A 23,118-nucleotide genomic window follows, 5' to 3' on the forward strand; every position below is an offset into this window, starting at 1 on the left:
GAGCATTCCGAACATCTGGTACTTCGCCGACACGGACGGCGATGACAAAGCGGACGTGCGTGAGGTGCTTTTCGGCCCGCTCGGCTATGAAAAGGACACACATGGCATGTGCAGCAGCTTCCGCCTCGGCCTCGACGGCTGGGTGTATGCGACGCACGGCTTCAACAACACGTCGCATTTCAAAGCGAAGGACGGCAGCACGCTCGATCTGCACAGCGGCAACGTGTTTCGCTTCAAACCGGATGGCTCACGTGTCGAGCCGTGGACCTGGGGCCAGGTGAATCCGTTTGGGCTCGCGTGGGATCGCTACGGCAATCTTTACAGCGCCGACTGCCACAGCTCGCCGATCTACCAGCTCATTCGAGGCGCGTATTATCCGAGCTTTGGCAAACCGCACGATGGACTCGGCTTCGCGCCGGTGATGTGCGAGCACAGCCACGGCTCCACCGGCATCTGCGGCATCGTTTACATCGACGGCGGCGTGTGGGGCCCGGAGTGGGACGATCACACCTTCGTCGGCAACGTCGTCACCTCCCGCGTGAACCACGACAAGGTCACCTTCACCGGCTCCACGCCGAAAGCGAACGAGCAGCCCGATTTCATCACCAGCGACGACCTCTGGTTCCGCCCCGTCGACCTCCAGCTCGGCCCCGACAACGCGCTCTACATCGCCGACTTCTACAACAAGATCATCGGCCACTACGAAGTCCCCCTCGATCATCCGCAGCGTGACAAGGAACGCGGGAGGATCTGGCGGGTGGTGAAGAAGGGCACGAAAGCACTGCCGAACGACTTCACCGCCATGCCTGCAAAGGAGATCGCTGACGAATTGGGCAATCCGAATCTCACTCGCAGGCATCTTGCGCTGCGTGAAGTGAGACGGCGAGGCTCCAGGGAGTGGCTGCCGGAGTTCACAAGCATCTTCGAGCCCGAAGAGTTCGGAGCTCCTACCAAATTCACACCGATGGGAGATCGGACTCCCAAGGGCTTCACTGGAAATGACCCGAGCGACTTCCCAAACGAAAAAGTGTTCTGCATCAAACGGAATCTACGCTCTGCACACACTCTTTGGGCCCTTTCCTATCTAGGCGAACGATTTGCTGTGTCTTGCGAGATGCGCGCGCTCCATACCGGGGGTGTATGGGTCGAAGATCAACGTGATGACGCTGGCGTGCTCATACCCGACAACCAGTATGGACTTGTGATGTCGCATGCCGCCCAGATCATCGGCAACTACGAGCCTCTGCATCCTTGGGAGAAATGGAATTTAAGCATTGTGTTCGACTCCCGCGGCAGTGCCGCCGGCCGTGCTGTCACACAAACGATGCTTCATCGCCCTGATCTGATGGATGTCGATGATGTATGGCGGCGCTATACGCTGGAGTGGATGACCAGACTCATCGACAATCTCCTTTCTCCTCCAGGGCGAGACACCCCACGCACCTACGAGCTAGGTGACGATGCATATGTGTATTCGCTTCAACTGCTGCTCAGGGACTATCTCTCGCGGCCAGGAGTGCTGGAGGATCCAGAGGCTCAGAATTGGAACGAACGTGTAGTGAACAAGGCTTGGTTTGTTGATGTGATCAAAGCAGTTCCCACTGCGAGCGCTTCAGCGTTTCTCTTTCAGCATGCCAAAAGCCTCGAACGCATTCCGCCCGACATTTTGACGCACATTGCACGTCATGGAGACGATGAGCTGGTTCAAGCACTGCTTCGTCAGGAACACGCTCGGGCCAACGCATCTCTGGCAGATCAAGTCGAGCTGATTCAATCCATCCACAACGGCCTCAGCGAACGCGGAGCACCTGCAAACGCAGAGCTGCTGCAATGGGCGCAGGAACTGGCGACGCAGCTTTTGACGCAAACGAACAACCGACCTGAGCCCGCGTGGATTTCGACCGCGACGGCGGACAATGGCCCGAAGTGGTCGTTGCAGACGCGGAAGTGTGCGGATGGCACGGAGGCGCAGGTGTTGCAGAGCATGATCAAGGGTGGCGGCGATGAGGAGAGGCGCGCAGGTGTTTTGAAATCGAAAACCTTCGCCGCGCCTGCGAAGCTCACCTTCTGGATCAACGGACACCGCGGACCTCCAAAAGCCGAGGTGCATGACAAGAACCTCGTGCGTGTGGTCGATGCGAAGAGCGGTGAGACGCTCGCCAGCGTGTTCCCGCCGCGCAATGATGTGTGTCAGCGTGCCGAGTTCGATCTTTCCAAGCATGCGGCTGAGACCGTGCGGCTGGAGATTGTCGATGGCGACGATGGAAAGGCCTACGCATGGCTCGGCGTCACGCGCATCGAGCCGGCAGTGGTCAGCGTGAATGATTTTCAAACCGAGGACAGCACGCGCGATGCTCTGAAGACGCTCGCCGTCATGCTGCAGCACACCGCGCCTGCAGCGCTCCGCGAGAAACTGTCGGGGTATCTGCCGCCACGGCATGCACCGCCGCCTTTGCCGGTGTCACCTGCGCAGCGGAAGCAACTCGATGCCTTGATCGCCACGCGTGCGGCGTCGTTTGCGAAGGCTAAGCCGGATGCGACGGCGGGAAAGACGCTCTTTAAGACACACTGCGCGGTGTGTCATCGCATTGGCGGCGAGGGCGGCCTGATCGGCCCGCAGCTAGATGGCATTGGCGCGCGTGGCGTGGAACGTTTGTGCGAGGACATCCTCGATCCGAACCGCAATGTGGATGCGCACTTCCATCTGCATACGCTGACGCTGAAGGATGGCACGACGATGAGCGGCTTTCTCAAGGGCGAAGCCGGCCAGGTGCTCATTCTCGCCGATGCCGCAGGACAGGAACACCGCGTGTCAAAGAACGATCTCGCGAAGGATGAAACGACGCCGATGTCACTCATGCCGCCAGTGTTCGGGCAGACGCTGGATGAAGAGGCGTTCATCAATCTGCTCGGCTATTTGCTGAGTGAGAATACCGGCAAGTAATTTTTGGCGGTAGCAATTTTCGTGTTATAAACGCGGAGAACCGTGAACTTTCGCGTCCTTCGCTTTGCGCCCCAAATCATCACGCTAGTCATGGGCGTGCTGATGGTGTGTCTGGACTGGTTGGCGAATGAGAAGGGTGCGTTGGAATTCATCCAGCGGTTTGAGGTGGCGAGTTATGACTGGCGTTTGCGTCAGGAGAGGCTGCCAGCGGAAGCGGGCAAGCAAGTGGGAGTGGTGTATGTGGATGAGCGAAGCGCCGCAAGACTGAAGGAGAAATTGGATGTGAGTTGGCCCGTCCCACGCTGGATTCACGGTGTGATCCTCGGGGAATTGAAGGCGCAGGGTGCCAGGAGTGTTGGTTATGATATTTTCTTCACACGCTTGAGACCCGAAGACAAAGCGCCCACCAAGAGCGGCTTGGAGCCGGTGTCGTCCGATGGTGTTTTTATAGGTGCATTGAAGCAAAGCGGGCATGTTGTTCTCGGTGCGCCCATGGATCCTTCCCGCCCTGGTGACGATGTGGTCATGCCCGCGGTGCCATTTACAAAGGCTGCTGCTGCTGTGGGGCATGCGGTGGGGCGAGCGGATGCGGATGGAGTGCTGCGACGTGTCAGTCCAGTGGTGGACGATCCCGTGGCGGGACGCATCTGGCAGCTTGGCATCCAGACCGCGGCTTTGGGCATGGGACTCGATTTGGATCATGCACAAATCACGCCATGGCAGCTCTCGGTGCCGGATCGACAGGGCATATGGCATCAGATCCCCCTCGATGGCCACGGAAGACTCATTATCCCTTGGAGACTACCATCGGCCGCGGCGGTTTCCGCTCACAACCGTTCATTTGTAGAAATGCTGGGGGATGCGGAACGGAGACGGAAGCCGGGTGATGAATCCTCTTTTTGGAAGGACCGGCTGGTGATTGTCGGCTCGTTTGGTGCAAACCCTCCTTTGGCCGATGCCGGGCCGACTCCGCTGGGTCCGCGCACACCTTACTGCGCCACTCATTGGAACATAGCGGATGCCATGATGCGCGGTGCTTTCATTCACACCCCAGGACCTGTGACTCGGATTGGGATCACGCTGGCGTTGATGTTGGCTGTCAGCGTACTGTCGTGGAAGTTGCGCGCGCTATGGGCCACGGCGGCGGCGGTCATACTCAGCGCGGGATATGTGGCGTGCAGTGTGTGGCTGCTCCATTTAAAGGGACTATGGCTGCCAATGGCAATCCCGTTACTCGGAGCAACGAGCATTACTCATGTGACGATGACTTTCTACCGACTGCTAATCGAGAAAAGCCACAAACGCCGTCTGCGTAGCATCTTCCAGCAGATTGTGTCGCCTCGGCTGTTAGAGATGATTTTGGATCAGCCTCAGATTTCCTGGGCACCTCAGCAGAAAGTAATGACCGTCTTTTTTGCCGACATACGTGACTTCACGGTGCTGACAGATGCTTCACGGCTGGATAGAATCGGTCTCCTGCCGGACGACCAGGAAGCAGATCCCGTCCACAGGCAAGCCGTCAGGGACCAGCACGCCTTGAACACAGTGAATCTCTACCTGACACTCGTGGTGGACACGATCAAAAAACATGGGGCCACGCTCGACAAATACATGGGGGATTGCGTCATGGCCTTTTGGGGCGCCCCTCTGGACGAAAGGCATCATGCCGCGAAGGCGGTGCGTGCGGCTGTCGAGGTGCAGCAGGGCCTGCATGTTCTGAACTCCACACGAAAGGCTGAGAACGAGCGCATCGAAATGGAAAACAAAGTTCGCCAGGCTCAAAGTCTGCCACTTCAGCCTCTGAATGCGCTCCTCACCCTCGGCACGGGCATCAACACAGGCCTCATGACCGCCGGATTCATGGGTTCGGAAGCACACCTTTCGAACTACACCGTCTTTGGCCGCGAGGTAAATCTTGCTGCCAGGCTGGAGTCTTTGTCTGGCAGCGGCCGCATCCTGATTTCCCAGACCACTTTCGATGCTGTCGCTAGCAGTGACCCGGAACTGGCTTCCACCGCCCGCAGCATAGGCACTCATCAGGTAAAAGGCATCCAACAACCGATGCAGGTATATGAGGTTCTATGGCAGAAAAATTCGGAAAAAACCAACAAAACGCCACCAGACACGTTTAAAGGCACGGAACTGAGTGGGGAAACCCAAAACAACACACAGCCATGAAAACGAAATCCAAGAAGGTGGCTCCGAAGAAAAATGCCGCACTAAAGGACAAGGCCAAAAGAGCGGCTCCACGAAAAAAGACTCCAAATGCCGTGGCAAAAAAGAAAGCCGCGCCACCCAAGAAAAAAAAGAACCGAAGCTCCCAAAAGGGCATCAAGGTGGTGACACGCGAGTACTGGGTGGTCAGGGCCACGCGCATGCCCTTATTGTTGCTTTCCCGATCGACTTCGAATGGCAAGCCACGCGTGCGAATCAGCGAGGATGAGGTCTGGATCGATGATGGAAGCGGAGGCCCACCCACCTCCGAGCCTCTCCCTTACCTGCTACAGGATGACGACACCATTTGCACCTATAACCCCGGGGACGACCCATACGATCCGACCACAGTTCCCGAAATCGAGAGCTTTGCGGTGGACTGCTACGAATCAGACGGTAGCTACTACGAAGACGTCATCGAGTATGATTACTCGGAGGACTATTTGTCTGTGGACCTCTCTGTTCTCGAAGAAGTGACCGAGGAATCTGATCCGCAGACAACCGGGGAAGATCCCTACACCTGCACCGATGACAACTTCAGTATCGGCATTGAAGGATGATCCACCAACCGCATTTCATCAACCTCTCACCCATCGCACATCATGCCTCGTTACCTCAGCGTTTTGAAACTGACCGGCACCGTGAACTGGCGAAACGGCACCACGGGCGCTTACACCCCGCTCCAGAGCTGTCAGAGCTTTAACACAGCGACCTCGACCACTGCGCAGTTCCGTCTGCAATCCCCCGATGCCTCAGTCGAGCTACACCAATTTGACGATGCCTCTGGATCTCCCTTCTGTCCCACACCACACAAGGGCCGGACGCTCCTCATGGTTCTAAACCGCGATGCCTCAAACCTTAAAAAGCGGCGCGCGAACCTTACGCCCAAATCTAGGAAAGTTGCTGGTCCCCAAGGTAAAAAGCGTCATCTCAAACGAAATCCTAACTACCAAGTCGTTGAGTCCGGTTCTGTCGTGCTAGAGATCAGAACCTGACGAAAAGCGCCGGACAGAGCGTTCCTCCTCGCCGATTCTCCGCAGATCAATGTGCCGACATGATCTCATTCAGATCATCCATCGCGCTTGTGTTGTCGTTCTTCAGCTTCGTCATGGCAGTTGAGGCGCTCAAACCGCATCCGAAGGCGCTTCCGAACAAGCACGCGCCCGGCGAGTTGGATCGTCCGGAGATGGTGAAGTTCATCGTCGCTGATCCGGCGAAGCTGCCGGGCATCGTGGTGGACGAAACGAATGCGGAACTTGTGGGTGAGTGGGAATACTCGACGCACACGCCGCCCTATGTGGGGATTGGTTACTTGCATGACATGAAGGCGGGGAAGGGGACCAAGTCCGTGACGTTCACGCCAGAGCTACCAACGGCGGGTTGGTATGAGGTGCGGCTGGCGCATTGTTACAACGTGCGGCGCTCCACGAAGACGGCGGTGACGATTCATCACGCCGACGACGACACGACGGTGCGCATCAATCAGCAGCAGGAGCCGGAGCACGGGCGCTTGTTCCGCACGCTGGGCACGTTTCGCTTTGAAGCCGGTCGCCAAGGCTGGGTGTGTGTGTCGAATGACGGCACGGAGACGGACAAGGTGGTCATCGCCGATGCCGTGCAGTTTCTGCCGTTGCGGAAACCGATGCGATGATTCAAGGCGGCTCTGAGTATATCCATTCTGGAATGTCTCTCAGCCCGGGTTCATTGACGCCATGTTTCTTTGAAGTCCACCCGTAGGGACTCATGATCGGACTGTTTCTCGCAGTGGGTGCGGGCAGTTTCAAGACTGGGAGACTGGCAGTGATCGAAACGCGCTTCTCCCAACGGAAGCCATCACTGACCTCGAAATCGAAACGATCATTCGTCAGGCCGGTCACAGGCCATGCTTTCCACCTGCCGACAAATCGCCTCAGTACTTCCGAATTGGTGCCATCAATGATATGACGATACTGTTTTCTCCCAGCTCCCAGCGGCCCCACTCCATGGCGATCTCGTGTGGTTTGCTGAGATCATGGCACAGATAGAACTTGCTTGCATAACGTCCGTTCGCATACCGGTTGATGATCCAGTAGCCGGTGGGAGCCGTGTTTGATTTCCACCGACCCACCAGGCTCGGTGGATTGCTCGTGTCAGAGGTAGTGATCTCTCGCCAAGGTGGTTCGTGAGTTGTTGTGCATGAAACAACGAAGAGAAGAGTGGTAAAAACCGGCAACAGGCGCATAGGGCACTTGTCACGCTGGCTCGCGCAACGTCCAATCGCCAGTCATCGAGAAAACAAAAAAGCCGGAGTCGCGAGACTCCGGCTTAGTGATCTTATTCGTCCTCGGGTTCGGCAGCGGCGGCTTTTTTCCGCTTCTTCTTGCCGCCGGCGTTGCGCAGCGCCTTGGGAATCGGGTCTTCCTTCTTCTGCAGCGCACGGCGCAGCTTGCGCAGCGCGATGTTTTGCAGCTGACGGATACGCTCGCGGGTGACGCCGAACTCCTGGCCGACTTCTTCCAGCGTGCGCGGTTTCTGGCCGGCGAGGCCGAAACGGGCGTCGATGATCTTGCGTTCGCGCTCGTCGAGAACCGTCAGCAAGCCGTCGAGCTGGCTATGCATGTTCTTGTGCGAGAGCAGGTCGAACGGCGTCTGCGCGTTTTCGTCGCCAACGATTTCCCCGAACTCGGTGCTGTCGTCGTCGCTGATCGGTGCGTCGAGCGAAGCCGGGCGCATGGAGGCGACCTTGAGCTGGCTCAGCTTGGCGCGGTCGATGCCGATTTCCTCGGAAAGTTCGTCGTCGGTCGGTTCGCGGCCCAGTTCCTCGGACATCGCCATTGCGACACGGCGCATCTTGCTGATCTTGTCCACCATGTGGACGGGCAGGCGGATGGTCTTGGACTGGTTGGCGAGGGCGCGCTTGATGGACTGCTTGATCCACCAGGCGGCGTAGGTTGAAAGCTTGCCACCCTTGTTCGGGTCGAATCGTTCCACGGCCTTCATGAGGCCGATGTTGCCTTCGGAAATGAGGTCGAGAAGTGGCAGGCCGTAGTTGGCGTAATCTTGGGCGATCTTCACGACGAGGCGCAGGTTCGCACGGATCATGTGCGAACGGGCCTCGGGGTCGCCACGCTTGATGCGTTCGGCAAGCTCGACCTCCTGGTCGGGGGTCAGCAAGTCAGTCTTGCCGATCTCCCGCAGGTAAATCTTGATGCCTCCGTCGAGTTCCATATTTGAGCGTTCTAGTTGGGTAATACGATGCAAAGAGCAAAGTCTTTGCCCCCTGCCATGACGCAGGGGGTCGTCATAGTATCAGACGATCGGGACTTCGCTCGTCTTTTTTGAGCAAGTTTGCGGCCAGAAAAAAGGAATGAACCGGGCAGGAGTTGCACAGGAGAAGAATTTGCAGCCTCCCTTCAACTAAACTTTGAGGGAGTCGTCAATAGCATTTCCAAAAAATATCAAGAAATCCTAACAAAATGAGCCTAAACAAGGCATTTTTCCGGCTTCTGGAGGCAGATGCACCTGCCAAGCCCCCCGCTTGACACCGCCTCGTCCTTCCCCGACTTACTGCCCCCCTCAAATCTGCCATGCCCCGCCGAATCACCTACCGCGACGCCATCCGTGAAGCCCTCGATGAAGAAATCGCCCGTGACCCCATGGTCGTGGTCATGGGGGAGGAAGTCGCCCAGTACAACGGCGCTTATAAAGTAACTCAAGGCCTGTGGGACAAGTGGGGGGACAAGCGGCTGGTCGACACCCCGATCAGCGAGGCCGGCTTCATCGGCATGGGCATCGGCGCCAGCATGCTGGGAGTGCGTCCGGTGATGGAGCTGATGTTTTGGAGCTTCTACACCGTCGCTTGGGACCAGATCGTGAACAACGGCGCGATGGTCCGCTACATGTCCGGCGGCAAGATCAACTGCCCCATCGTCATCCGCGGTCCGGCCAACGGCGGCACCAGCGTTGGCGCGACCCATTCCCACACGCCGGAGAACATCATGGCCAACTTCCCCGGCATGAAGTGCGTCTGCCCCAGCAACGCCTACGACGCGAAGGGCCTCATGAAGGCCGCCATCCGCGACAATGACCCCGTCATGTTCATGGAGAGCACGAAGCTCTACGGCGAAGAGTGGGACGTGCCTGCCAACGACGAACTGCCGGACGGTGAGCTCTTTATCCCCCTCGGCCTGGCCGATGTGAAACGTGAAGGCTCTGACATCTCGCTCATCGCCCACGGCAAAGCGGTCATTACCTGCCTGGAAGCCGCGAAGATTCTCGAAGAAGAGCATGGGATCAGCGCCGAGGTCGTCGATCTCCGCACGATCCGGCCACTTGATGAAGACACCATCCTCGACTCCGTGGCGAAAACGCATCGCGCCATCTATGTCGAAGAGAACAAGCCCTACTGCGGCATCGGCGCCCAGATCGCCTACATGATCCAGGAGCGCATCTTCGACGAACTCGACGCCCCCGTGCAGCGTGTGTGCAGCCTCGATTCGCCTGCGATTTACAGTCCGCCGCTGGAAGCCATTCAGCTGCCGACCGCTGACGTGGTGGTCGCCAAAGCGCTCGGCATCTGCTGATCTCTCTCTTCCTCCTCTTCGCACCCAGAATATTTCATCCCGTTTTCGCCATGCCCAAATTCATCGAAATGCCCAAGCTCAGTGACACCATGACCGAGGGAACCCTCGCCAAGTGGACCGTCAAGGAAGGGGACAAAGTCTCTGTCGGCAAAGCCATTGCCGACATCGAAACCGACAAGGCCACCATGGAGTACGCCAGCCCGTTCGAGGGCGTGCTGCACAAGTTCATCGCCATGCCCGGGGGCAAGGTCCCGCTCGGTGCTCCTCTGGCCGTCATTCTAGAAGAAGATGAAGCCGCGCCTGCGAACTTGGATGAACTGATCGCCAAAGCCCAGGCCGCAGCTGCTCCTGCACCTGCCGCCGAGAAAAAACCCGCTGACGCCGCGACGAAGACCGCGAGCGCCGGCCCCCGTCTTCCCCAGGCTCCTCAACACAGGAGCCGTGCCGCCGCCGGCAACTCCAACATTCGCGTCAAAGCCTCGCCGCTTGCCAAAAAGATCGCCGCAGAACGTGGTGTCGATCTCGCCGCACTCGTGGGCAGCGGCCCCGGCGGGCGCATCGTTCGTTTCGATGTTGAAAATGCTCCTGCGGGTGGTGCCGGTGGCCGCGTGGCCGCCACGCCTGCGATTCGTCCGACTTACGGACCCGAAGACGAGCGCGTCGTCACCAGCAGCATGCGCAACATCATCGCCGAGCGTCTGCTCGCGTCGAAGACGCAGATCCCGCATTTCTACCTGCAGATGGAAGTCGATGCCGGCCCGCTCATGGAGTTCCGTGCGCATCTCAACGCCTCGGCGGAAAAGAACGGTGGCAACAAGTACACCGTCAACGACTTCATCCTCAAGTCCGTCATCCGCGCCGCGCAGGCCCAACCTGCGATCAACGCCGCATGGGATGGCGATGCCATCGTGAAATTCAAATCCGTCGGCCTCAGTGTGGCCATCGCCATTGATGACGGTCTCGTCACTCCGGTTATCAAGCAGGCCGAGACCAAGACGCTGCTCGAAATCAGTCAGAGCGTCAAAGATCTCGCCGGCAAGGCCAAGAACAAGAAGCTCAGCCCCGACGACTTCGCGGGTGGCACCATCACCGTCTCGAACCTCGGTGCCTATGGCATCGACCAGTTCGCCGCCATCATCAATCCGCCGCAGGCCGCCATTGTCGCCATCGGCAGCATTCGCTCCGCCCCTGTCGTCAATGACAAGGGCCAGATCGTTGTCGGTCAGCGCATGTGGGTCGGCCTCAGCGGCGATCATCGTGTCGTCGATGGTGCCGTTGCCGCCACCTTCCTCGCGGAAATGCGCAAGCTGCTCGAAAACCCGGCGCTGATGCTGGTTTGATGCGCGCTTTCCGGGCGGATGTGAGATTGTTCATCCCATGGACCTGCCCGATGTCATCGCCCATTGCCTGAGTCTGCCCGGCGCGGAGGAAACCACGCCGTTCGGACCTGAGGCGCTAGTCTATAAAGTGGGTGGCAAGATGTTTGCCGTCACCGTGCCGGAAGATTACCCGGCGCGTATCAACCTGAAGTGCGACCCTGAACGCGCCGTCGAATTGCGTGACGAGCACAAGGGCATCAAGCCCGGCTGGCACATGAACAAGAAGCACTGGAACACCGTCATGCTCGACGGCAGTCTGCCGCCAAAGCTCGTGCGTGAACTGGTCGAACACTCGTATCAGCTCGTCGTCGATGCGTTGCCGAAGAAGGCGAGAGAAGTTTTGAAGAGCAAGAAACCGAAGCGCTAGCCAACCACTAGCTCCACCGGGCAGTGATCGCTGCCATGCACATCATCGCGGATGGTACATGATTTGAGCGCAGGCTTCAGTTTTTCGGAGGCGAGCCAGTAGTCGAGGCGCCATCCGATGTTCTTCGCTCGTGCGTCGGGCGTGCGCTGTGTCCACCAGGTGTAGCGGCCGGGGCTGGGATCAAACTGGCGGAAGACATCGAGGAAGCCGGCGGCGAGATGCTTGGTGAAGCTGGCGCGTTCTTCGTCGCTGAAGCCGGGGTTCATGCGGTTCGATTTTGGATTGGCGAGATCGATCTCCTGATGCGCACAGTTGAGATCGCCGCAGGCGATGACGGGCTTCTTTTTCTCCAGCTTCTTCAAATAAGCGCGGTAGGCATCGTCCCAGCGCAGGCGGTAGTCGAGACGCGCGAGTTCGGCCTGCGAATTGGGTGTGTAAACGTTTACGACGTAGAAGTCCGGGAACTCAGCGGTGATGAGCCGGCCTTCTCGATCGTGTTCGTCGATACCGAGGCCAAGCGTGGTCGTTTTGAAGGGCACGCGGCTGAGGATGAGCGTGCCGGAGTAGCCTTTCTTTTCCGCACTGTTCCAGACGGCGTCGTAAGCGCCAAACCAGTCGAGATCGACCTGCTCCTGCTGTGCCTTGGTTTCCTGCAGGCAGATGACATCAGCGTCGCAGGTGTCCATGTATGCACGGAGACCTTTTTTGAGGGAGGCGCGGATGCCGTTGACGTTCCAGGAGGTGAGTTTCATTTGAAAATGTCGAGTGGGGAATTCGGAATGACGAATTAGGCCGGAAATCAAAGGCGGGAAAGAAGGGAATCGGAGAAGGTTGCGGGGCGTGTGGTTTTCGGCTCATGCTGAAGCATGAGTTTTGACCGGCTGGCACCGCACTATCGCTGGATCGAGGCGTTGTTTGCCGGCGAACGGTTGCAGCGTTGTCGCACCGCACTGCTGGATGCGATTTCGCCGCCGCGAAACGTGCTGATCTATGGCGAGGGAAACGGACGCTTCCTCGTCGAGCTGCTGCGTCGATTTCCTCACACACAAACAACGGTGGTCGATTCCAGCGGCACGATGATCGATCTCGCGCGCATGCGCCTGAAGCGTGAAGGGTTGGCGGACGCGAAGGTGCAATTCATCCAGGCGGATGCGTTGGTCTGGCAGCCTCAGACATCTTCCTTTGATCTCATCGTCACCTGCTTCTTTCTCGACTGCTTTCGAGAAGACCAATTGCAGCAGTTGATTCCTGTCATCGCCGGTGGTGCGACATCAGATGCGCAGTGGTTGGTCGCAGATTTTCAAATCGCATCTTCAGGTCTGCGTCGTTGGCGCAGCCGGATGATCGTGGGTTTGTTATATGTGTTCTTCCGCTTTGCGACGAGGCTGCCGGGGTGGCGGTTGATTGATCCGGCGCCGTGCCTGCGGGCTGCAGGATTCACATGTGAGCAGCAGACGGAGCACGATCACGGCATGTTGTACAGCAGTTGGTGGGCGCGTTGAGAGATTGCGTCTCAGGCGCGTCGCATAACTTGATTAGTGGATGCCAATCCATGCGGATCAAAGCGATACGGCGCATGCTTTGTTACATGCATGGAAAACAAACCACACTCCCGAAACCGGTGGTTGCTTGCGCTGGGTGTCAGCGCTGTCGCAGCCGTGTCATTTTCTACCGCAACAGCCGCAGATACCGTTGCGGAAGCAGCCACTTTCGACTGGAGGGCAAACACCATCTCTCCGGTGACGAATCCGATCTTCTTCGAAGATCCGGTGATTCGCTCCGAAGTCCGACCGATCTTTGTCTATCACTCGATTGACAACAATTTCATCACCGGAGGCGGGCATGCCACGTTGTACGCGTTGCAGATCCGTTATGCGCTGACGGACCGCCTTGCGCTCATCGCAACACAGGATGGACACTTCGATATCGATTCTCCCGGTCTCGACGTCGATGGCTGGATGGACCTGGCTGCGGGCTTCAAATATGCGCTGATCAACGACCTGGAACACCAGTTCATTCTGACCCCCGGCCTCACCTTCCACATCCCGACAGGCGACCGGGAAGTCTTCCAGGGCCGTGGCGGCGGCGAGTTCAATCCGTTCGTGTCGTTCGCGAAGGGCTACGGAGACCTTCACATCACGGGCAATGTCGGCCTGCGTATTCCGGTGACGCGCAACGAGCAGAACCTCGTCGCGCATTACAGCCTGATGGTGGACTACTACACCTGCCGCTGGTTCATCCCGTTCGTCACCGCGAACTTTTGGACCAACCTCAATGACGGCACCAACGTTCCAGGCCTGCGCAGCAACGGCTACGATGTGATCAATCTGGGATCCGGCAACGTCAACGGCGTCACGCAGGGCACGGTGGGCTTCGGCTTCCGCAGCCGGGTTCTGGACAATGTGGATCTCGGGTTCGCCTACGAGATCGCGGCGGTGCGCCCTTATGGTCTTACCAACAATCGTGTGACCGTGGACATGAGCATCCGCTTCTGAGCCGGGTCCGAATTTCTTGGGTAATTGGTAGTGCAGTCGAGTCGCACGGGGACGAAAGTCCCCGTGCGTTTCTGTTGCGGGCGTGGCCTGAGCCTGCATCATGGCGGCCCTGACCACCATGAAACGCCACGCCTTCCTCTCCGCCGCCGGCGCCCTTGCGCTGATCATTTCGCTCAATTCCTGCGGCAAGTCAGAGCAGCCCGCCGCCGCAAAGCCGGCCGCTCCTGAACCGGTGGCAGAAAAACCCGCTGCAGCACCGGCGCCTGCTCCGGCCGCCGAGCCCGACAAACCAAAGGAACCGGTGATCGCCGCAGCCCCCGTGGACCTGAACGGTTTCGGCAGTGATGAACCGGCAGAACGCGAGGGTGAGCCTGAGCGCGGTGTGATCATCGTCGAGCCGAAAGACATCAAGCAGATGTCGGCACAGCATTGGGAGCAGTTTGACTGCACCAACTTTACCGCGAAACGCTGGGGCCGCTATGAGGTGCGTGTGACCTACACGCTGAAGCATGCCACGCTTGGCTCGCAGTTCCGCTTCGGCCAGCAGCCGTTGAAGAAGACGCTCACCGCTTCCCACCAGCCGAAACGTGCGGTGTATGGAACGGTTTACATCGACAAGCCCGGAACCTATCCCTTCGCACTGTTTGCTGCGGCCACAGGGGCTGAAGCGGGCCTCGCGATTCATCAGGTGGCGTTTGTTCCTGCCCCAGAAGGTCCTGCGCCCGAGCAGGCGGCGGATGGCAGCGTTGTCCTCGAGGCGGGCAGCGCCACTACGTGGTCGGAAAATATGCGCTATGAGCCGAAGCCCGAGAAGAACTGTCTCGGCTTCTGGACCAGCGAGGACGATTTCGCTGAATGGGACTTCGATGTCGTCAAACCGGGCCGCTACAAGGTGACCGTGGTTCACGGCTGCGGCACCGGCAACGAAGGCAGCGAGGTCGCTGTCAAAGTGGGCGAGCAGGAGCTGAAGTTCACCGTCAAAGACACCGGCGGTTTTCAGAAGTGGTCCGAACTGCCGGTCGGTGAGGTCGAAATCAAAAGCGCCGGCAAGACGCGCCTCGTGATCGATCCGGTGACGAAAGCGAAGAGCGCCGTGCTCGACGTGCGTAAAGTGCTGCTCACGCCGGTGGGCTGAGTTTGCATGGACTGCTCGCGCACTCCCACCCGCGATCCCGAAACGTGGCTGGACCTCGCTCCCGAGTTCTCGCAGGCCATGGCGCGACAGGTGCGTGGCTGGATTCAGCGCTGGGAACCGGACCTGACGGAGTCAATCAAATGGCACATGCTGTGTTTTAGCGGGCGGAAAAACATCTGCGGTCTCAGTGCCTGCCGGAAACATCTGGGCATTACCTTTTTTCGCGGCACCGAACTGCGCGAGATCACGGATCTCTTCGAAGGCGGCGAATCCAACACCAGCATCCTGTCCATTCGTGTCACCCGGTTGGACCAGCTCAATGCGCAGTCGTTCCGGCGCCTGCTGCATGCCGCCGTGGCGCTGGATGCCGACGAATCCGCCAAACCGCCGCCGCAAAAGAAACGCGCCGAGTGGCCAATGCCGGATGCACTTGCGAAAGCCCTCAGGAAGCACCCGGCGGCTGCGGCCGGCTTCAACTCGATGAGCGTTTCATGCCAGCGCGAGTACAAAGTCTGGATCAGTACCGCCAAGCAGGAGGAGACGATTCAGCGCCGGCTGAAAGAGACTCTGCGTGCGCTTTCGGCCGGCAAGAAGTGGGCGCAGCGGAAATAGGCGTGATGGTTTGAGTTTTGCAGAGCGTGACTGTCACTCCTTGCCTTTGTGCAGGATGCAGAACGACCCTCTTGTCATTGAGGCTGCCGCATTGCTCTTCGAGCGCCCCTTGTTTGTTGCAACACGCGAAATCGGGCAATGCTGTGAGGGAGCAGAACGGCAAAGAAGACGAGGCAGGACAAAGCCCATGCCGTGAGAAGTTGGCCGAGGTCGCCCTCGGTATTGCGGGTGACATGGACCACCAACACGCAGGCCGACGAGATCGTCGCTGCCAGCAGCGAAAGCAGGGTAAACGGCCACCAGCGCCGTCGCGGCGCATAGTTTCTCGCCGTCCACGATGTGGCACCCGTGAAAATGAACGGAAGCAGGACCGCGTAGGCGAGCGCGAACAAAACCATGAAAACACGATGGAATCGCTCAGTGGCGTAAAGTCGATTGTCTGGCGGCCTGCGGTGCATGCAATGGTGTTTTCCCTCAATCTGCCCATGGAAGCATGTTTCGAGCAGCAACGTCAACCACACCATTGAACGTCATCTCGCCCATCCTGCGCCAGAATGATCTTGTGAATTCGTCACCGGATTGTCTAAGCTGCTCATCGTGACGATGAACCCGGCCATCATCTGCGCTTTGATCTGCTCGGTGCTGCTGACGCCATCAGCAGACGGCAAGGATGCAAAATCATCACTAGGGCAGAAGGCTCCGACGAGCATGGAAGAGCTCGACAATCAGAAACGATTAAGGCCTGAATATGTCGTCAATATTCGAATAATTGAGGACAGACGGGAGGAGCTTCACCAAATCATTACCGCTACTGGCGAAGTTCAGGTTCCGTACCTCGGGCTGACGAAAGCTGAGGATCTGACATGCCGTGAACTGGCCTATAAGATCAAAACCGGGCTGGAGAAAGAGTATTTCAAAGTGGCCACGGTATTGATAACCTGTAACTTCAAACCTTTTGAGCCATATCACATACCAGAAAGTAAATCGGCCTCATCGCTGAAAATGCCAGCGAGCATGGCGGAACTCGACAGGCTGAAGCCAATTGAGATAGGACATGTTATTACCATCCGAGTCGTTGAGGACAAACGCGCTGCGCTTCAGCAAGTCGTTTCAGTCACAGGCATGATCCAAGCTCCTTATCTTGGGGCGCTTAATGCTGAGGGGCTTACCTGCCGTGAAGTGGCCGACAACATCAAAGCCGGGTTGGAGAAAGACTTCTTCAGGACAGCGACTGTTCTCGTTCTTGATTGTGGGGAGCACGTCCCGAGCGAGTGTGCTCTGGAGTTTGCCGTCGTCTTTGGAGCTGTCACGAAAGAAGGCAAATATGATCTCTCTCAACAAGACACCACCGTTTCAAATCTTCTAAACCAAACAGGCGGGTATAACGGCAAAAGAACGCCTCCACGGATTTATATCATCCGCAAGACACCCCAAGGCAACAAACGCCTCTTGGTAAATACAAGAGCCGTTTTCGTCGAGAAGCGTCCGGAGTACGATTTGTTTCTTCGGCCAGATGATTTCGTGATCGTTGAATAGCGCTACACCCCGCCTGCCCGCACCGTCGCGTAGCTCTTCTTGCCTTTGCGGAGGATGCAGAGCTTGCCGCCGAGGAAGTTTTCGGCGGTGAGGGTGGGCACCGTGTTGGCGGCGACCTGGACGTTGTTGATGTAGAAGCCGCCGCCTTTCATCAGGCGGCCGGCGTCGCCCTTGGAGGTGGCGAGGCCGAGGGTGACGAGGAGTTCGGCGATCTGCGGGATGTTCGCGAGATCGACCTCGGTCGTGGGAGCGGACGCGGTGGCTTCGATGAGCGTGTTCACATCCGCGGTGGCGAGATCGGCGCCGCCGAAGAGGGCGTTGGAGGCGTCGATGACCTTTTGCAGTTCCTCCTCGCCATGCACCAGGCGCGTGACCTCGGCGGCGAGGCGTTTGTGGCCGTTGCGCTGTCCGGGGTTGGCGTTGTGCTCGGCTTCGATGGCTTCGATCTCCGCATGCGAGAGCAGCGTGAACTGGCGCAGGAAGCGCGGCACGTCGGGGTCCTCGGAGTTCACCCAGAACTGGTAGAAGGCATACGGGCTGGTCTTCTTCGGGTCCATCCAGATGGCTCCGGCCTCGGACTTGCCGAATTTTTTGCCGGAGCTGGTGGTGATGAGCGGGAAGGTGACGACGTGCGTGTGCTGGCCGCGCAGCTTGCGCACGAGGTCGATGCCTGCGGTCATGTTCCCCCACTGGTCGCTGCCGCCGATCTGCACGGTGCAGCCGTGGCGCTCGTTGAGCACGACGAAGTCATACGACTGCAAAATCATGTAGGTGAACTCGGTGAACGAGATGCCGCTCTCGAGGCGCGCGCTGACGGATTCCTTCGCGAGCATCCACGCGATGGTGAAGTGCTTGCCCACATCGCGCAGCAGCTCGACGGCGCTGAGTTTGCAGATCCAGTCGGCGTTGTTTTCGATGATCGTTTTGTCGGGAACGAGGATGCTGCGAATCTGCACCTCGATGCGCTTCACGAACTCCGCGACGGTCTCGGGCGTGTTGAGCGTGCGCTCATTGGCCTTGCCGCTCGGGTCGCCGATCAAACCGGTGCCGCCACCAACGATGGCGATGGCTTTGTGCCCGTGCTCCTGCACGCGGCGCAGCGCCATGAGCGGAAGCAGATTGCCGATGTGCAGGCTGTCAGCGGTCGGATCGAACCCGCAGTAGAAAGTCTGCTGGGTCTTGAGGGCTTCCTTGAGGGCTTCGAGGTCGCTGCACTGCTTGAGCAGTCCGCGCCATTCGAGGTCGGCGATCAGGTCGGTGGTGGGCATGAAACTAAAAATCAGGGCGTGGAGCCGGGTTCAGCGCGCAGGAGCTGGGAGCCGTTGTAGCGCTCGTTGGGTTTGAAGAGCCAGCCGGGGCTTTCATTGCGGATTTCCCAGCGGCGCAGTTCGAACTCGGGCAGGACGAGATTGCTGTTGGGATCAAACACTTTGCGGCCGGTGTAGCGGCCCCAAATGTTGTACTCGGTGTTGTGGTCGTCGCCGTAGGCGTAGCCACCGTCGGTCGGCTGCTCGGGCAGGCGGTAGGGGATCTTCTGGTAGCGCTCGTTCATGATGACGAGCTTCGAAGATTCCCAGCCTTCACCCGGACGACGCAGATAACCCCAGAGGTGGGTGTGATCGATGTAGTAACGGCGACCGATGTAGTAGTCACCCCGTGGCTCCATGGCGATCTGACGATGGCGAGCTTCGACCGCCATGGCCTGCTGTGGGGAAAGGCCGGTGGTTTCGCAGCCGGTGATGAGCAGGCTGAGAAGGCAGAACAAGACGGAGAAGAAGGCACGGCGTGGCATGGCGGCGCGCATTGTGAAGCGTGCGGGGGCGGTCGCAATGGGAAAGGCGCAAGTAGGTGAAAGTCACCACACACCGCCTTCGTGAACGGGCCATGCGCCTCCTGCTCGTCCTCGCTCTCTTTGCTTCCTCCGTCTTCGCTGCTGACACACCGAACATCGTCATCATCCTGTCCGACGACTACGGTTACGGCAGCGCCAACTGCTACGGGGCGGACGGCAAGCTCGTCCAGACGCCGAACATCGACCGCCTCGCGAAGGAGGGACGTCGTTTTACGGATGCGAACACGACGTCGTCTGTGTGCTCACCCACGCGTTATTCGGTGCTGACGGGCCGCTACTGCTGGCGAACCTCGCTTACGCACGAGGTGCTGGGCACTTTTTCACCGCTGCACATTGAGAAGACGCGGCTGAACATGGCTTCGCTGCTCAAAAAGCACGGCTATCAAAACGCGGCGATCGGCAAGTGGCACCTCGGCTACGGCGATGCTGACGGCTCGCTCAACTGGCGCACCGATTACACCGCCGAGCTGTCGCCCGGACCGCTCGACATCGGTTTTGATTATCACTTCGGCGTGCCCAGCAACCACGGCGACCTCACCGGCATCTATGTCGAGAACCGTTTTGTTTACGGGCTGCGCAGCGGCAAGATTCCCGAGGGAATGAAAATCCACGCGCCGGATTCGGACGATCCGAATTTCAAAGCAACTTATTCCAAGGAAGACACGGAAAACGGACGCGCGACCATCCTCGAACTCGACGCACCAAAACGCGTGAACGAACGCGTGATGCCACAGCTCACGACGAAGGCCGCGGAATGGATTTCCCAGCAGAAGAAGGGCACGCCGTTCTTCCTCTACTACACGCCTGTCGCCGTGCACAATCCGGTGACGCCTGACAAGGACATCGCAGGACAGAGCAAGGCCGGTTCGTATGGCGACTGGATTCACGAGCTCGACCGGAGCGTCGGCGGCGTGTTGAAAGCACTCGATGACGGCGGCTTCGCCGACAACACGCTCGTCATTTTCAGCAGCGACAACGGAGGCGTGTTTCATCCGGAACGCGACATGCCGCAGACGGTGGCCTACAAGGCCGGGCTCAAGGTGAACGGCAGCTTGCGCGGCAGCAAACACGACGTGTGGGAGGGCGGATTCAAGGTGCCCTTCATTGTGCGCTGGCCCGGAAAAGTTCCCGCCGGTTCGGTGTGCGACGACATGATCAGCGTGGCGGACATCCTGGCCACCACCGCGGCGATCACGGGCGACAAACTTCCTGCTGCCGCCACCGCCGCCGAAGACAGCTACAATGCGCTGCCCGCCTTTCTTGGCACCAAGGATGCCGCGCCCACCCGCGATCACATGTTCATTCACAGCGCCGACGGTGTCTTCGCCATCCGCAAAGGACCGTGGAAGTGGATCGAGGGCGTACCCGTCAGCGAAATCAAACCCGGCGTGCGCAAATCGCGCGCAAGCCAGTTCAAGTCGCAGCTCTACAACGTGAAGGACGATCCCGCCGAGACGACGGATGTCAGCGTGCAGCATCCCGAAGTTGTGAAGGAACTCAGCGCCTTGGTGAACCGCTATCGCGACGGCGGCTACAGCCGCGAACTGCCGCCCATCGTTGTGAAAAAACCACCACCCACGTTGCCGCCACTGACGGGTGAGACAATGATGGAACTGCCATTGGGTGAGCTGCCCGGGAAACCGTGGTTTGCGACCAAGGGAGCTTGGAAGGCTCACGACGGCGCGGTTTGGGGCCTGCAGGCGAAGTCAGGCGATCAAGGATCCACGTTGCGCGGACCGCTGCCGATCACCGACGGAACACTGCAGTATGAGATCAAGCTCCACACCGCCGGACGCCACTCGCTGCGCATTCAAACAGCCGACAAGCATTCCTTCCGCATCGTCGTAAGCAGCTCGCAGATCGAGATCACCAAGAACCCGGACCCTGGTCAGGGCAAAGAGCAGACCGAGACGCTGGCTCGTCAGAAACTCAAACTCAACCCTGATGCATGGCAGACGCTGCGGGTGACTTTTGCAGGCAAGCAGGTCACGGCCCGGATCGGCGGTGTAACCGCCAAAGCCACTCATGACGTGATCGGCGGAGCGAAGGACCAGCTCAATCTGCTCGTCTTCGAGGGCGAAGCCGGTTTCAAGAATCTGAAGGTGGTCAAATGACAGGCTGCTTCCGGCCGATGAAAATGCCGTAGCTCCAGAGACCTGCGTAGGCGGTGAAACGCTCGTCGAGCAGCGGGGCGAACTTCCTTCTCAAGCGTGGCCAGAGGTGCTTTTCCATGCGCACGTGATTCACGCCCATCCAGCGGCGAAACCAGGCGAAATGGGAATGGGAAAAATCCACGACAGCGATGCAGCCGCCGTCCTCGAGATCTTCCCACGCGGCATCGATGGCCTGCTCCCAGCCGGGGTTGAACATCGACAGCGCATACGAGAAGAGGACGAGATCGAATCGCGTTTGTCCCGTATGGACCGGCGCCGAGTAGGAGCGGTGGAGCAGGGTGGTTTTGTCATTGCGCACTTTCTTTGCCGCAATGGCGAGCATTTGCTCCGACAGATCCACGCCGGTGAGGTGGGCGGATGGGAAACACTTCCGCAGACCGGGCAGATTACGGCCGGTTCCGCAACCCACTTCGAGCACGCGCCGGGGGCTGACCACACGCGCTGCACGGCGCAAAACTTCTTCGCGCCCAAACAGAAAACTCCAACGCGTGGAGTCGTAGATCCGTGAGTGGAACTGATAGTAGCGTTCCAGCGCCGTGTTCGGAGCCGCCGCCGCATTCATGCGATCACCTCCGCAAAATGCAGACTGCCATAGGTGCCGACGCGGTCGAGCTGATGGAGGGCTTCGGTGCGTTCGGGGAAGAAACGCAGGCGCGCACGGATCGATTCGGGCACGAAGTCGATGTTGATGCCGGCGGAGCGCATCAGGATTCTCGCGCCACGCGCGCTGTTGGCGAGAATCAGCTCCCACTCTTCGAGCAAAGCGGCGGTGTCATGCGCGGCGAGCCAGTCTTGGTGATCGAGCAGCACGAAATGCGTGTAGGCGCCGGGATGCTCGCGCAGGAAGTTCGACACGGTGGTGGTGTAGCTCTTCAGGCGGTTCACGCGTGACCGGAGTGTGGCGAAGTTCTCCTGCTTCAGATAATTCGGGCAACAGCCCAGCGTGTACGAGCCGGTCATGTACACGCGCCAGAAGTAGTTGTCCTCGATCGGCAGTTCGGTGAAGACGTGACGAAGCTTGTCCTTTACATAGGTGGTCAGTCCTCCCGGATAGGAATCCTGAATGAGTCTGATCTGCGGACGCGGCACGCCGAGCAGTGTCATGAGCGCAGGCTGGCGCAGCAGCCAGTTGCTGAACGGACCCCAGATCTCACGTTCGAAGAGCTCATAGGCCGAGCGTTGTTCCTGCAGGGAACGGGCGTCGAGCAGACAAGCAGCGAAGTTCTTCACATTCGGGCGCAGCTTGAAGAGCGTGTTTCCCATCACCCATGCGGCGATGCCGGAAGTGCCGTGGTAGTAGAACGATTTTTTGAGGCTGTCAGGGTTGAAAAAGCCGATGCGTTTGTCCCAGAACTTCCGTGCCGGTTCGGACAAAGTCTCCCGCACGCTGTGATAAACGCGGACGTGTTCGGGATGCGAGCCGAAACCGAACATCTCAAACAGCTCTTTGAAGTCGCCTTTGCGAATGAGCGCCTGCTTGAACTCCAGCAGAGCGTTTTGGCGATAGTTCATGTCCACGGCGTGAATCTCTGCCGGATCATCGAGCAAATAATCGAGCGCGTTGCAGCCTGCGCTGGTGATCACGACCACGCGACTGTCCCGGTCGAGCTTCATCAGCTGCCGGTCGAGCCGTGGATCCTCCCACGCCGTGTTGTAGATGAGGTTGGAATTGTGAACATGGCGGAAGACCATGTCGTGGGCCGATTTCAACAGGTGAACCGGACGGCGGGAAGGTGATTCTTTGAGCATGATCACGAGGGGTGATCACGTGTTCACGTGAAACGTGACGACGAGCCAGCAAACGAGTGTGTTTGTTTCGTCACACGGAACCGGAAGACCGATCAGTCT

The 23,118-nt window shown here is 58.8% G+C and carries 21 protein-coding genes; 14 read left to right on the plus strand and 7 right to left on the minus strand.

Translation table 11 applies throughout. The features are described from left to right. The 5 genes from KDL09_RS05100 to KDL09_RS05120 all read left to right on the plus strand — a co-directional run. Positions 1-2,944, plus strand: a 2,944-nt coding sequence (locus KDL09_RS05100; protein ID WP_294382224.1) for a c-type cytochrome, incomplete at its 5' end; no start/stop codon positions are given. A 42-nt stretch (positions 2,945-2,986) separates the two neighbouring features. Next, positions 2,987-5,122 carry an adenylate/guanylate cyclase domain-containing protein gene (locus KDL09_RS05105; protein WP_294382226.1) on the plus strand — a complete coding sequence of 712 codons (2,136 nt, stop codon included), beginning with the start codon at positions 2,987-2,989 and terminating at the stop codon, positions 5,120-5,122. Continuing rightward, entirely contained in the window at positions 5,119-5,718 is a 600-nt protein-coding gene (locus KDL09_RS05110; RefSeq protein WP_294382228.1) for a hypothetical protein, read from the plus strand. The genes KDL09_RS05105 and KDL09_RS05110 overlap by 4 nt, the downstream gene beginning before the upstream one ends. 42 nt (positions 5,719-5,760) lie before the next feature. Beyond that, complete coding sequence (locus KDL09_RS05115; RefSeq protein ID WP_294382230.1) at positions 5,761-6,153, plus strand: hypothetical protein; 393 nt, start codon at positions 5,761-5,763, stop codon at positions 6,151-6,153. A gap of 59 nt (positions 6,154-6,212) precedes the next feature. Beyond that, positions 6,213-6,809, plus strand: a complete 597-nt coding sequence (locus KDL09_RS05120; RefSeq protein ID WP_294382233.1) for a xanthan lyase — start codon at positions 6,213-6,215, stop codon at positions 6,807-6,809. A 662-nt stretch (positions 6,810-7,471) separates the two neighbouring features. Here KDL09_RS05120 and KDL09_RS05125 read toward each other — a convergent pair. Further along, positions 7,472-8,365 carry an RNA polymerase sigma factor RpoD/SigA gene (locus KDL09_RS05125; protein ID WP_294382237.1) on the minus strand — a complete coding sequence of 298 codons (894 nt, stop codon included), beginning with the start codon at positions 8,363-8,365 and terminating at the stop codon, positions 7,472-7,474. A gap of 359 nt (positions 8,366-8,724) precedes the next feature. Here KDL09_RS05125 and KDL09_RS05130 point away from each other — a divergent pair, with 359 nt between their 5' ends. From KDL09_RS05130 to KDL09_RS05140, 3 genes are read left to right on the plus strand one after another with little or no spacing between them, the layout of a single operon-like run. Beyond that, entirely contained in the window at positions 8,725-9,720 is a 996-nt protein-coding gene (locus KDL09_RS05130) for an alpha-ketoacid dehydrogenase subunit beta (protein ID WP_294382240.1), read from the plus strand. Positions 9,721-9,770: 50 nt separating this feature from the next. Continuing rightward, entirely contained in the window at positions 9,771-11,060 is a 1,290-nt protein-coding gene (locus KDL09_RS05135; protein ID WP_294382243.1) for a dihydrolipoamide acetyltransferase family protein, read from the plus strand. A gap of 37 nt (positions 11,061-11,097) precedes the next feature. Continuing rightward, complete coding sequence (locus KDL09_RS05140; protein ID WP_294382246.1) at positions 11,098-11,466, plus strand: MmcQ/YjbR family DNA-binding protein; 369 nt, start codon at positions 11,098-11,100, stop codon at positions 11,464-11,466. Here KDL09_RS05140 and KDL09_RS05145 read toward each other — a convergent pair. Then, positions 11,463-12,218 carry an exodeoxyribonuclease III gene (locus tag KDL09_RS05145; protein WP_294382248.1) on the minus strand — a complete coding sequence of 252 codons (756 nt, stop codon included), beginning with the start codon at positions 12,216-12,218 and terminating at the stop codon, positions 11,463-11,465. The two genes, KDL09_RS05140 and KDL09_RS05145, sit on opposite strands and share 4 nt — an antisense overlap. A 114-nt stretch (positions 12,219-12,332) precedes the next feature. On the opposite strand from KDL09_RS05145, the gene KDL09_RS05150 reads away from it, so the two are divergent. The 4 genes from KDL09_RS05150 to KDL09_RS05165 all read left to right on the plus strand — a co-directional run bounded on the left by KDL09_RS05150 (position 12,333) and on the right by KDL09_RS05165 (position 15,708). Next, positions 12,333-12,968: a class I SAM-dependent methyltransferase gene (locus tag KDL09_RS05150; RefSeq protein WP_294382250.1), complete on the plus strand. Its 636-nt coding sequence runs from the start codon at positions 12,333-12,335 to the stop codon at positions 12,966-12,968. Positions 12,969-13,124: 156 nt separating this feature from the next. Beyond that, entirely contained in the window at positions 13,125-13,961 is an 837-nt protein-coding gene (locus KDL09_RS05155) for a hypothetical protein (RefSeq protein WP_294382252.1), read from the plus strand. 118 nt (positions 13,962-14,079) lie between these two features. After that, positions 14,080-15,096 (plus strand): hypothetical protein, encoded by a 1,017-nt coding sequence (locus KDL09_RS05160; RefSeq protein WP_294382257.1) that lies wholly within the window; start codon positions 14,080-14,082, stop codon positions 15,094-15,096. A gap of 6 nt (positions 15,097-15,102) precedes the next feature. Next, positions 15,103-15,708, plus strand: a complete 606-nt coding sequence (locus KDL09_RS05165) for a YdeI/OmpD-associated family protein (protein WP_294382259.1) — start codon at positions 15,103-15,105, stop codon at positions 15,706-15,708. A gap of 74 nt (positions 15,709-15,782) precedes the next feature. Here the strand turns inward: KDL09_RS05165 and KDL09_RS05170 are convergent, their stop codons facing one another. Continuing rightward, positions 15,783-16,223 (minus strand): hypothetical protein, encoded by a 441-nt coding sequence (locus KDL09_RS05170; protein WP_294382262.1) that lies wholly within the window; start codon positions 16,221-16,223, stop codon positions 15,783-15,785. Between the two features lie 64 nt (positions 16,224-16,287). Here KDL09_RS05170 and KDL09_RS05175 point away from each other — a divergent pair, with 64 nt between their 5' ends. Then, on the plus strand, positions 16,288-17,244 hold the full coding sequence (locus KDL09_RS05175; RefSeq protein WP_294382265.1) for a polysaccharide biosynthesis/export family protein: 957 nt from the start codon (positions 16,288-16,290) through the stop codon (positions 17,242-17,244). A 2-nt stretch (positions 17,245-17,246) separates the two neighbouring features. Here the strand turns inward: KDL09_RS05175 and tyrS are convergent, their stop codons facing one another. Further along, complete coding sequence (tyrS, locus tag KDL09_RS05180; RefSeq protein ID WP_294382268.1) at positions 17,247-18,512, minus strand: tyrosine--tRNA ligase; 1,266 nt, start codon at positions 18,510-18,512, stop codon at positions 17,247-17,249. A gap of 11 nt (positions 18,513-18,523) precedes the next feature. Further along, positions 18,524-19,036 carry a hypothetical protein gene (locus KDL09_RS05185; protein WP_294382270.1) on the minus strand — a complete coding sequence of 171 codons (513 nt, stop codon included), beginning with the start codon at positions 19,034-19,036 and terminating at the stop codon, positions 18,524-18,526. Positions 19,037-19,128: 92 nt separating this feature from the next. Here KDL09_RS05185 and KDL09_RS05190 point away from each other — a divergent pair, with 92 nt between their 5' ends. Next, positions 19,129-21,210: an arylsulfatase gene (locus tag KDL09_RS05190; protein ID WP_294382273.1), complete on the plus strand. Its 2,082-nt coding sequence runs from the start codon at positions 19,129-19,131 to the stop codon at positions 21,208-21,210. Here the strand turns inward: KDL09_RS05190 and KDL09_RS05195 are convergent. Both KDL09_RS05195 and KDL09_RS05200 read right to left on the minus strand, forming a co-directional pair. Then, positions 21,203-21,832, minus strand: coding sequence for a class I SAM-dependent methyltransferase (locus tag KDL09_RS05195; protein WP_294382276.1), 630 nt, complete (start codon positions 21,830-21,832; stop codon positions 21,203-21,205). The genes KDL09_RS05190 and KDL09_RS05195 overlap by 8 nt on opposite strands. Continuing rightward, positions 21,829-23,019 carry a BtaA family protein gene (locus KDL09_RS05200; RefSeq protein WP_294382279.1) on the minus strand — a complete coding sequence of 397 codons (1,191 nt, stop codon included), beginning with the start codon at positions 23,017-23,019 and terminating at the stop codon, positions 21,829-21,831. The genes KDL09_RS05195 and KDL09_RS05200 overlap by 4 nt, the downstream gene beginning before the upstream one ends. Between the last annotated feature and the right edge of the window lie 99 nt (positions 23,020-23,118).

Source organism: Prosthecobacter sp., assembly GCF_020439865.1.
Lineage (GTDB): Bacteria > Verrucomicrobiota > Verrucomicrobiia > Verrucomicrobiales > Verrucomicrobiaceae > Prosthecobacter.

Excerpts from the sequence above, each read along its gene's own strand:
- KDL09_RS05110 (WP_294382228.1), top strand. The coding sequence starts at position 5,119 with ATGAAAACGAAATCCAAGAAGGTGGCTCCGAAGAAAAATGCCGCACTA.
- KDL09_RS05115 (WP_294382230.1), top strand. The coding sequence starts at position 5,761 with ATGCCTCGTTACCTCAGCGTTTTGAAACTGACCGGCACCGTGAACTGG.
- KDL09_RS05120 (WP_294382233.1), top strand. The coding sequence starts at position 6,213 with ATGATCTCATTCAGATCATCCATCGCGCTTGTGTTGTCGTTCTTCAGC.
- KDL09_RS05125 (WP_294382237.1), bottom strand. The coding sequence starts at position 8,365 with ATGGAACTCGACGGAGGCATCAAGATTTACCTGCGGGAGATCGGCAAG.
- KDL09_RS05130 (WP_294382240.1), top strand. The coding sequence starts at position 8,725 with ATGCCCCGCCGAATCACCTACCGCGACGCCATCCGTGAAGCCCTCGAT.
- KDL09_RS05135 (WP_294382243.1), top strand. The coding sequence starts at position 9,771 with ATGCCCAAATTCATCGAAATGCCCAAGCTCAGTGACACCATGACCGAG.
- KDL09_RS05140 (WP_294382246.1), top strand. The coding sequence starts at position 11,098 with ATGGACCTGCCCGATGTCATCGCCCATTGCCTGAGTCTGCCCGGCGCG.
- KDL09_RS05145 (WP_294382248.1), bottom strand. The coding sequence starts at position 12,218 with ATGAAACTCACCTCCTGGAACGTCAACGGCATCCGCGCCTCCCTCAAA.
- KDL09_RS05150 (WP_294382250.1), top strand. The coding sequence starts at position 12,333 with ATGAGTTTTGACCGGCTGGCACCGCACTATCGCTGGATCGAGGCGTTG.
- KDL09_RS05160 (WP_294382257.1), top strand. The coding sequence starts at position 14,080 with ATGAAACGCCACGCCTTCCTCTCCGCCGCCGGCGCCCTTGCGCTGATC.
- KDL09_RS05165 (WP_294382259.1), top strand. The coding sequence starts at position 15,103 with ATGGACTGCTCGCGCACTCCCACCCGCGATCCCGAAACGTGGCTGGAC.
- tyrS (WP_294382268.1), bottom strand. The coding sequence starts at position 18,512 with ATGCCCACCACCGACCTGATCGCCGACCTCGAATGGCGCGGACTGCTC.
- KDL09_RS05185 (WP_294382270.1), bottom strand. The coding sequence starts at position 19,036 with ATGCCACGCCGTGCCTTCTTCTCCGTCTTGTTCTGCCTTCTCAGCCTG.
- KDL09_RS05190 (WP_294382273.1), top strand. The coding sequence starts at position 19,129 with ATGCGCCTCCTGCTCGTCCTCGCTCTCTTTGCTTCCTCCGTCTTCGCT.
- KDL09_RS05195 (WP_294382276.1), bottom strand. The coding sequence starts at position 21,832 with ATGAATGCGGCGGCGGCTCCGAACACGGCGCTGGAACGCTACTATCAG.
- KDL09_RS05200 (WP_294382279.1), bottom strand. The coding sequence starts at position 23,019 with ATGCTCAAAGAATCACCTTCCCGCCGTCCGGTTCACCTGTTGAAATCG.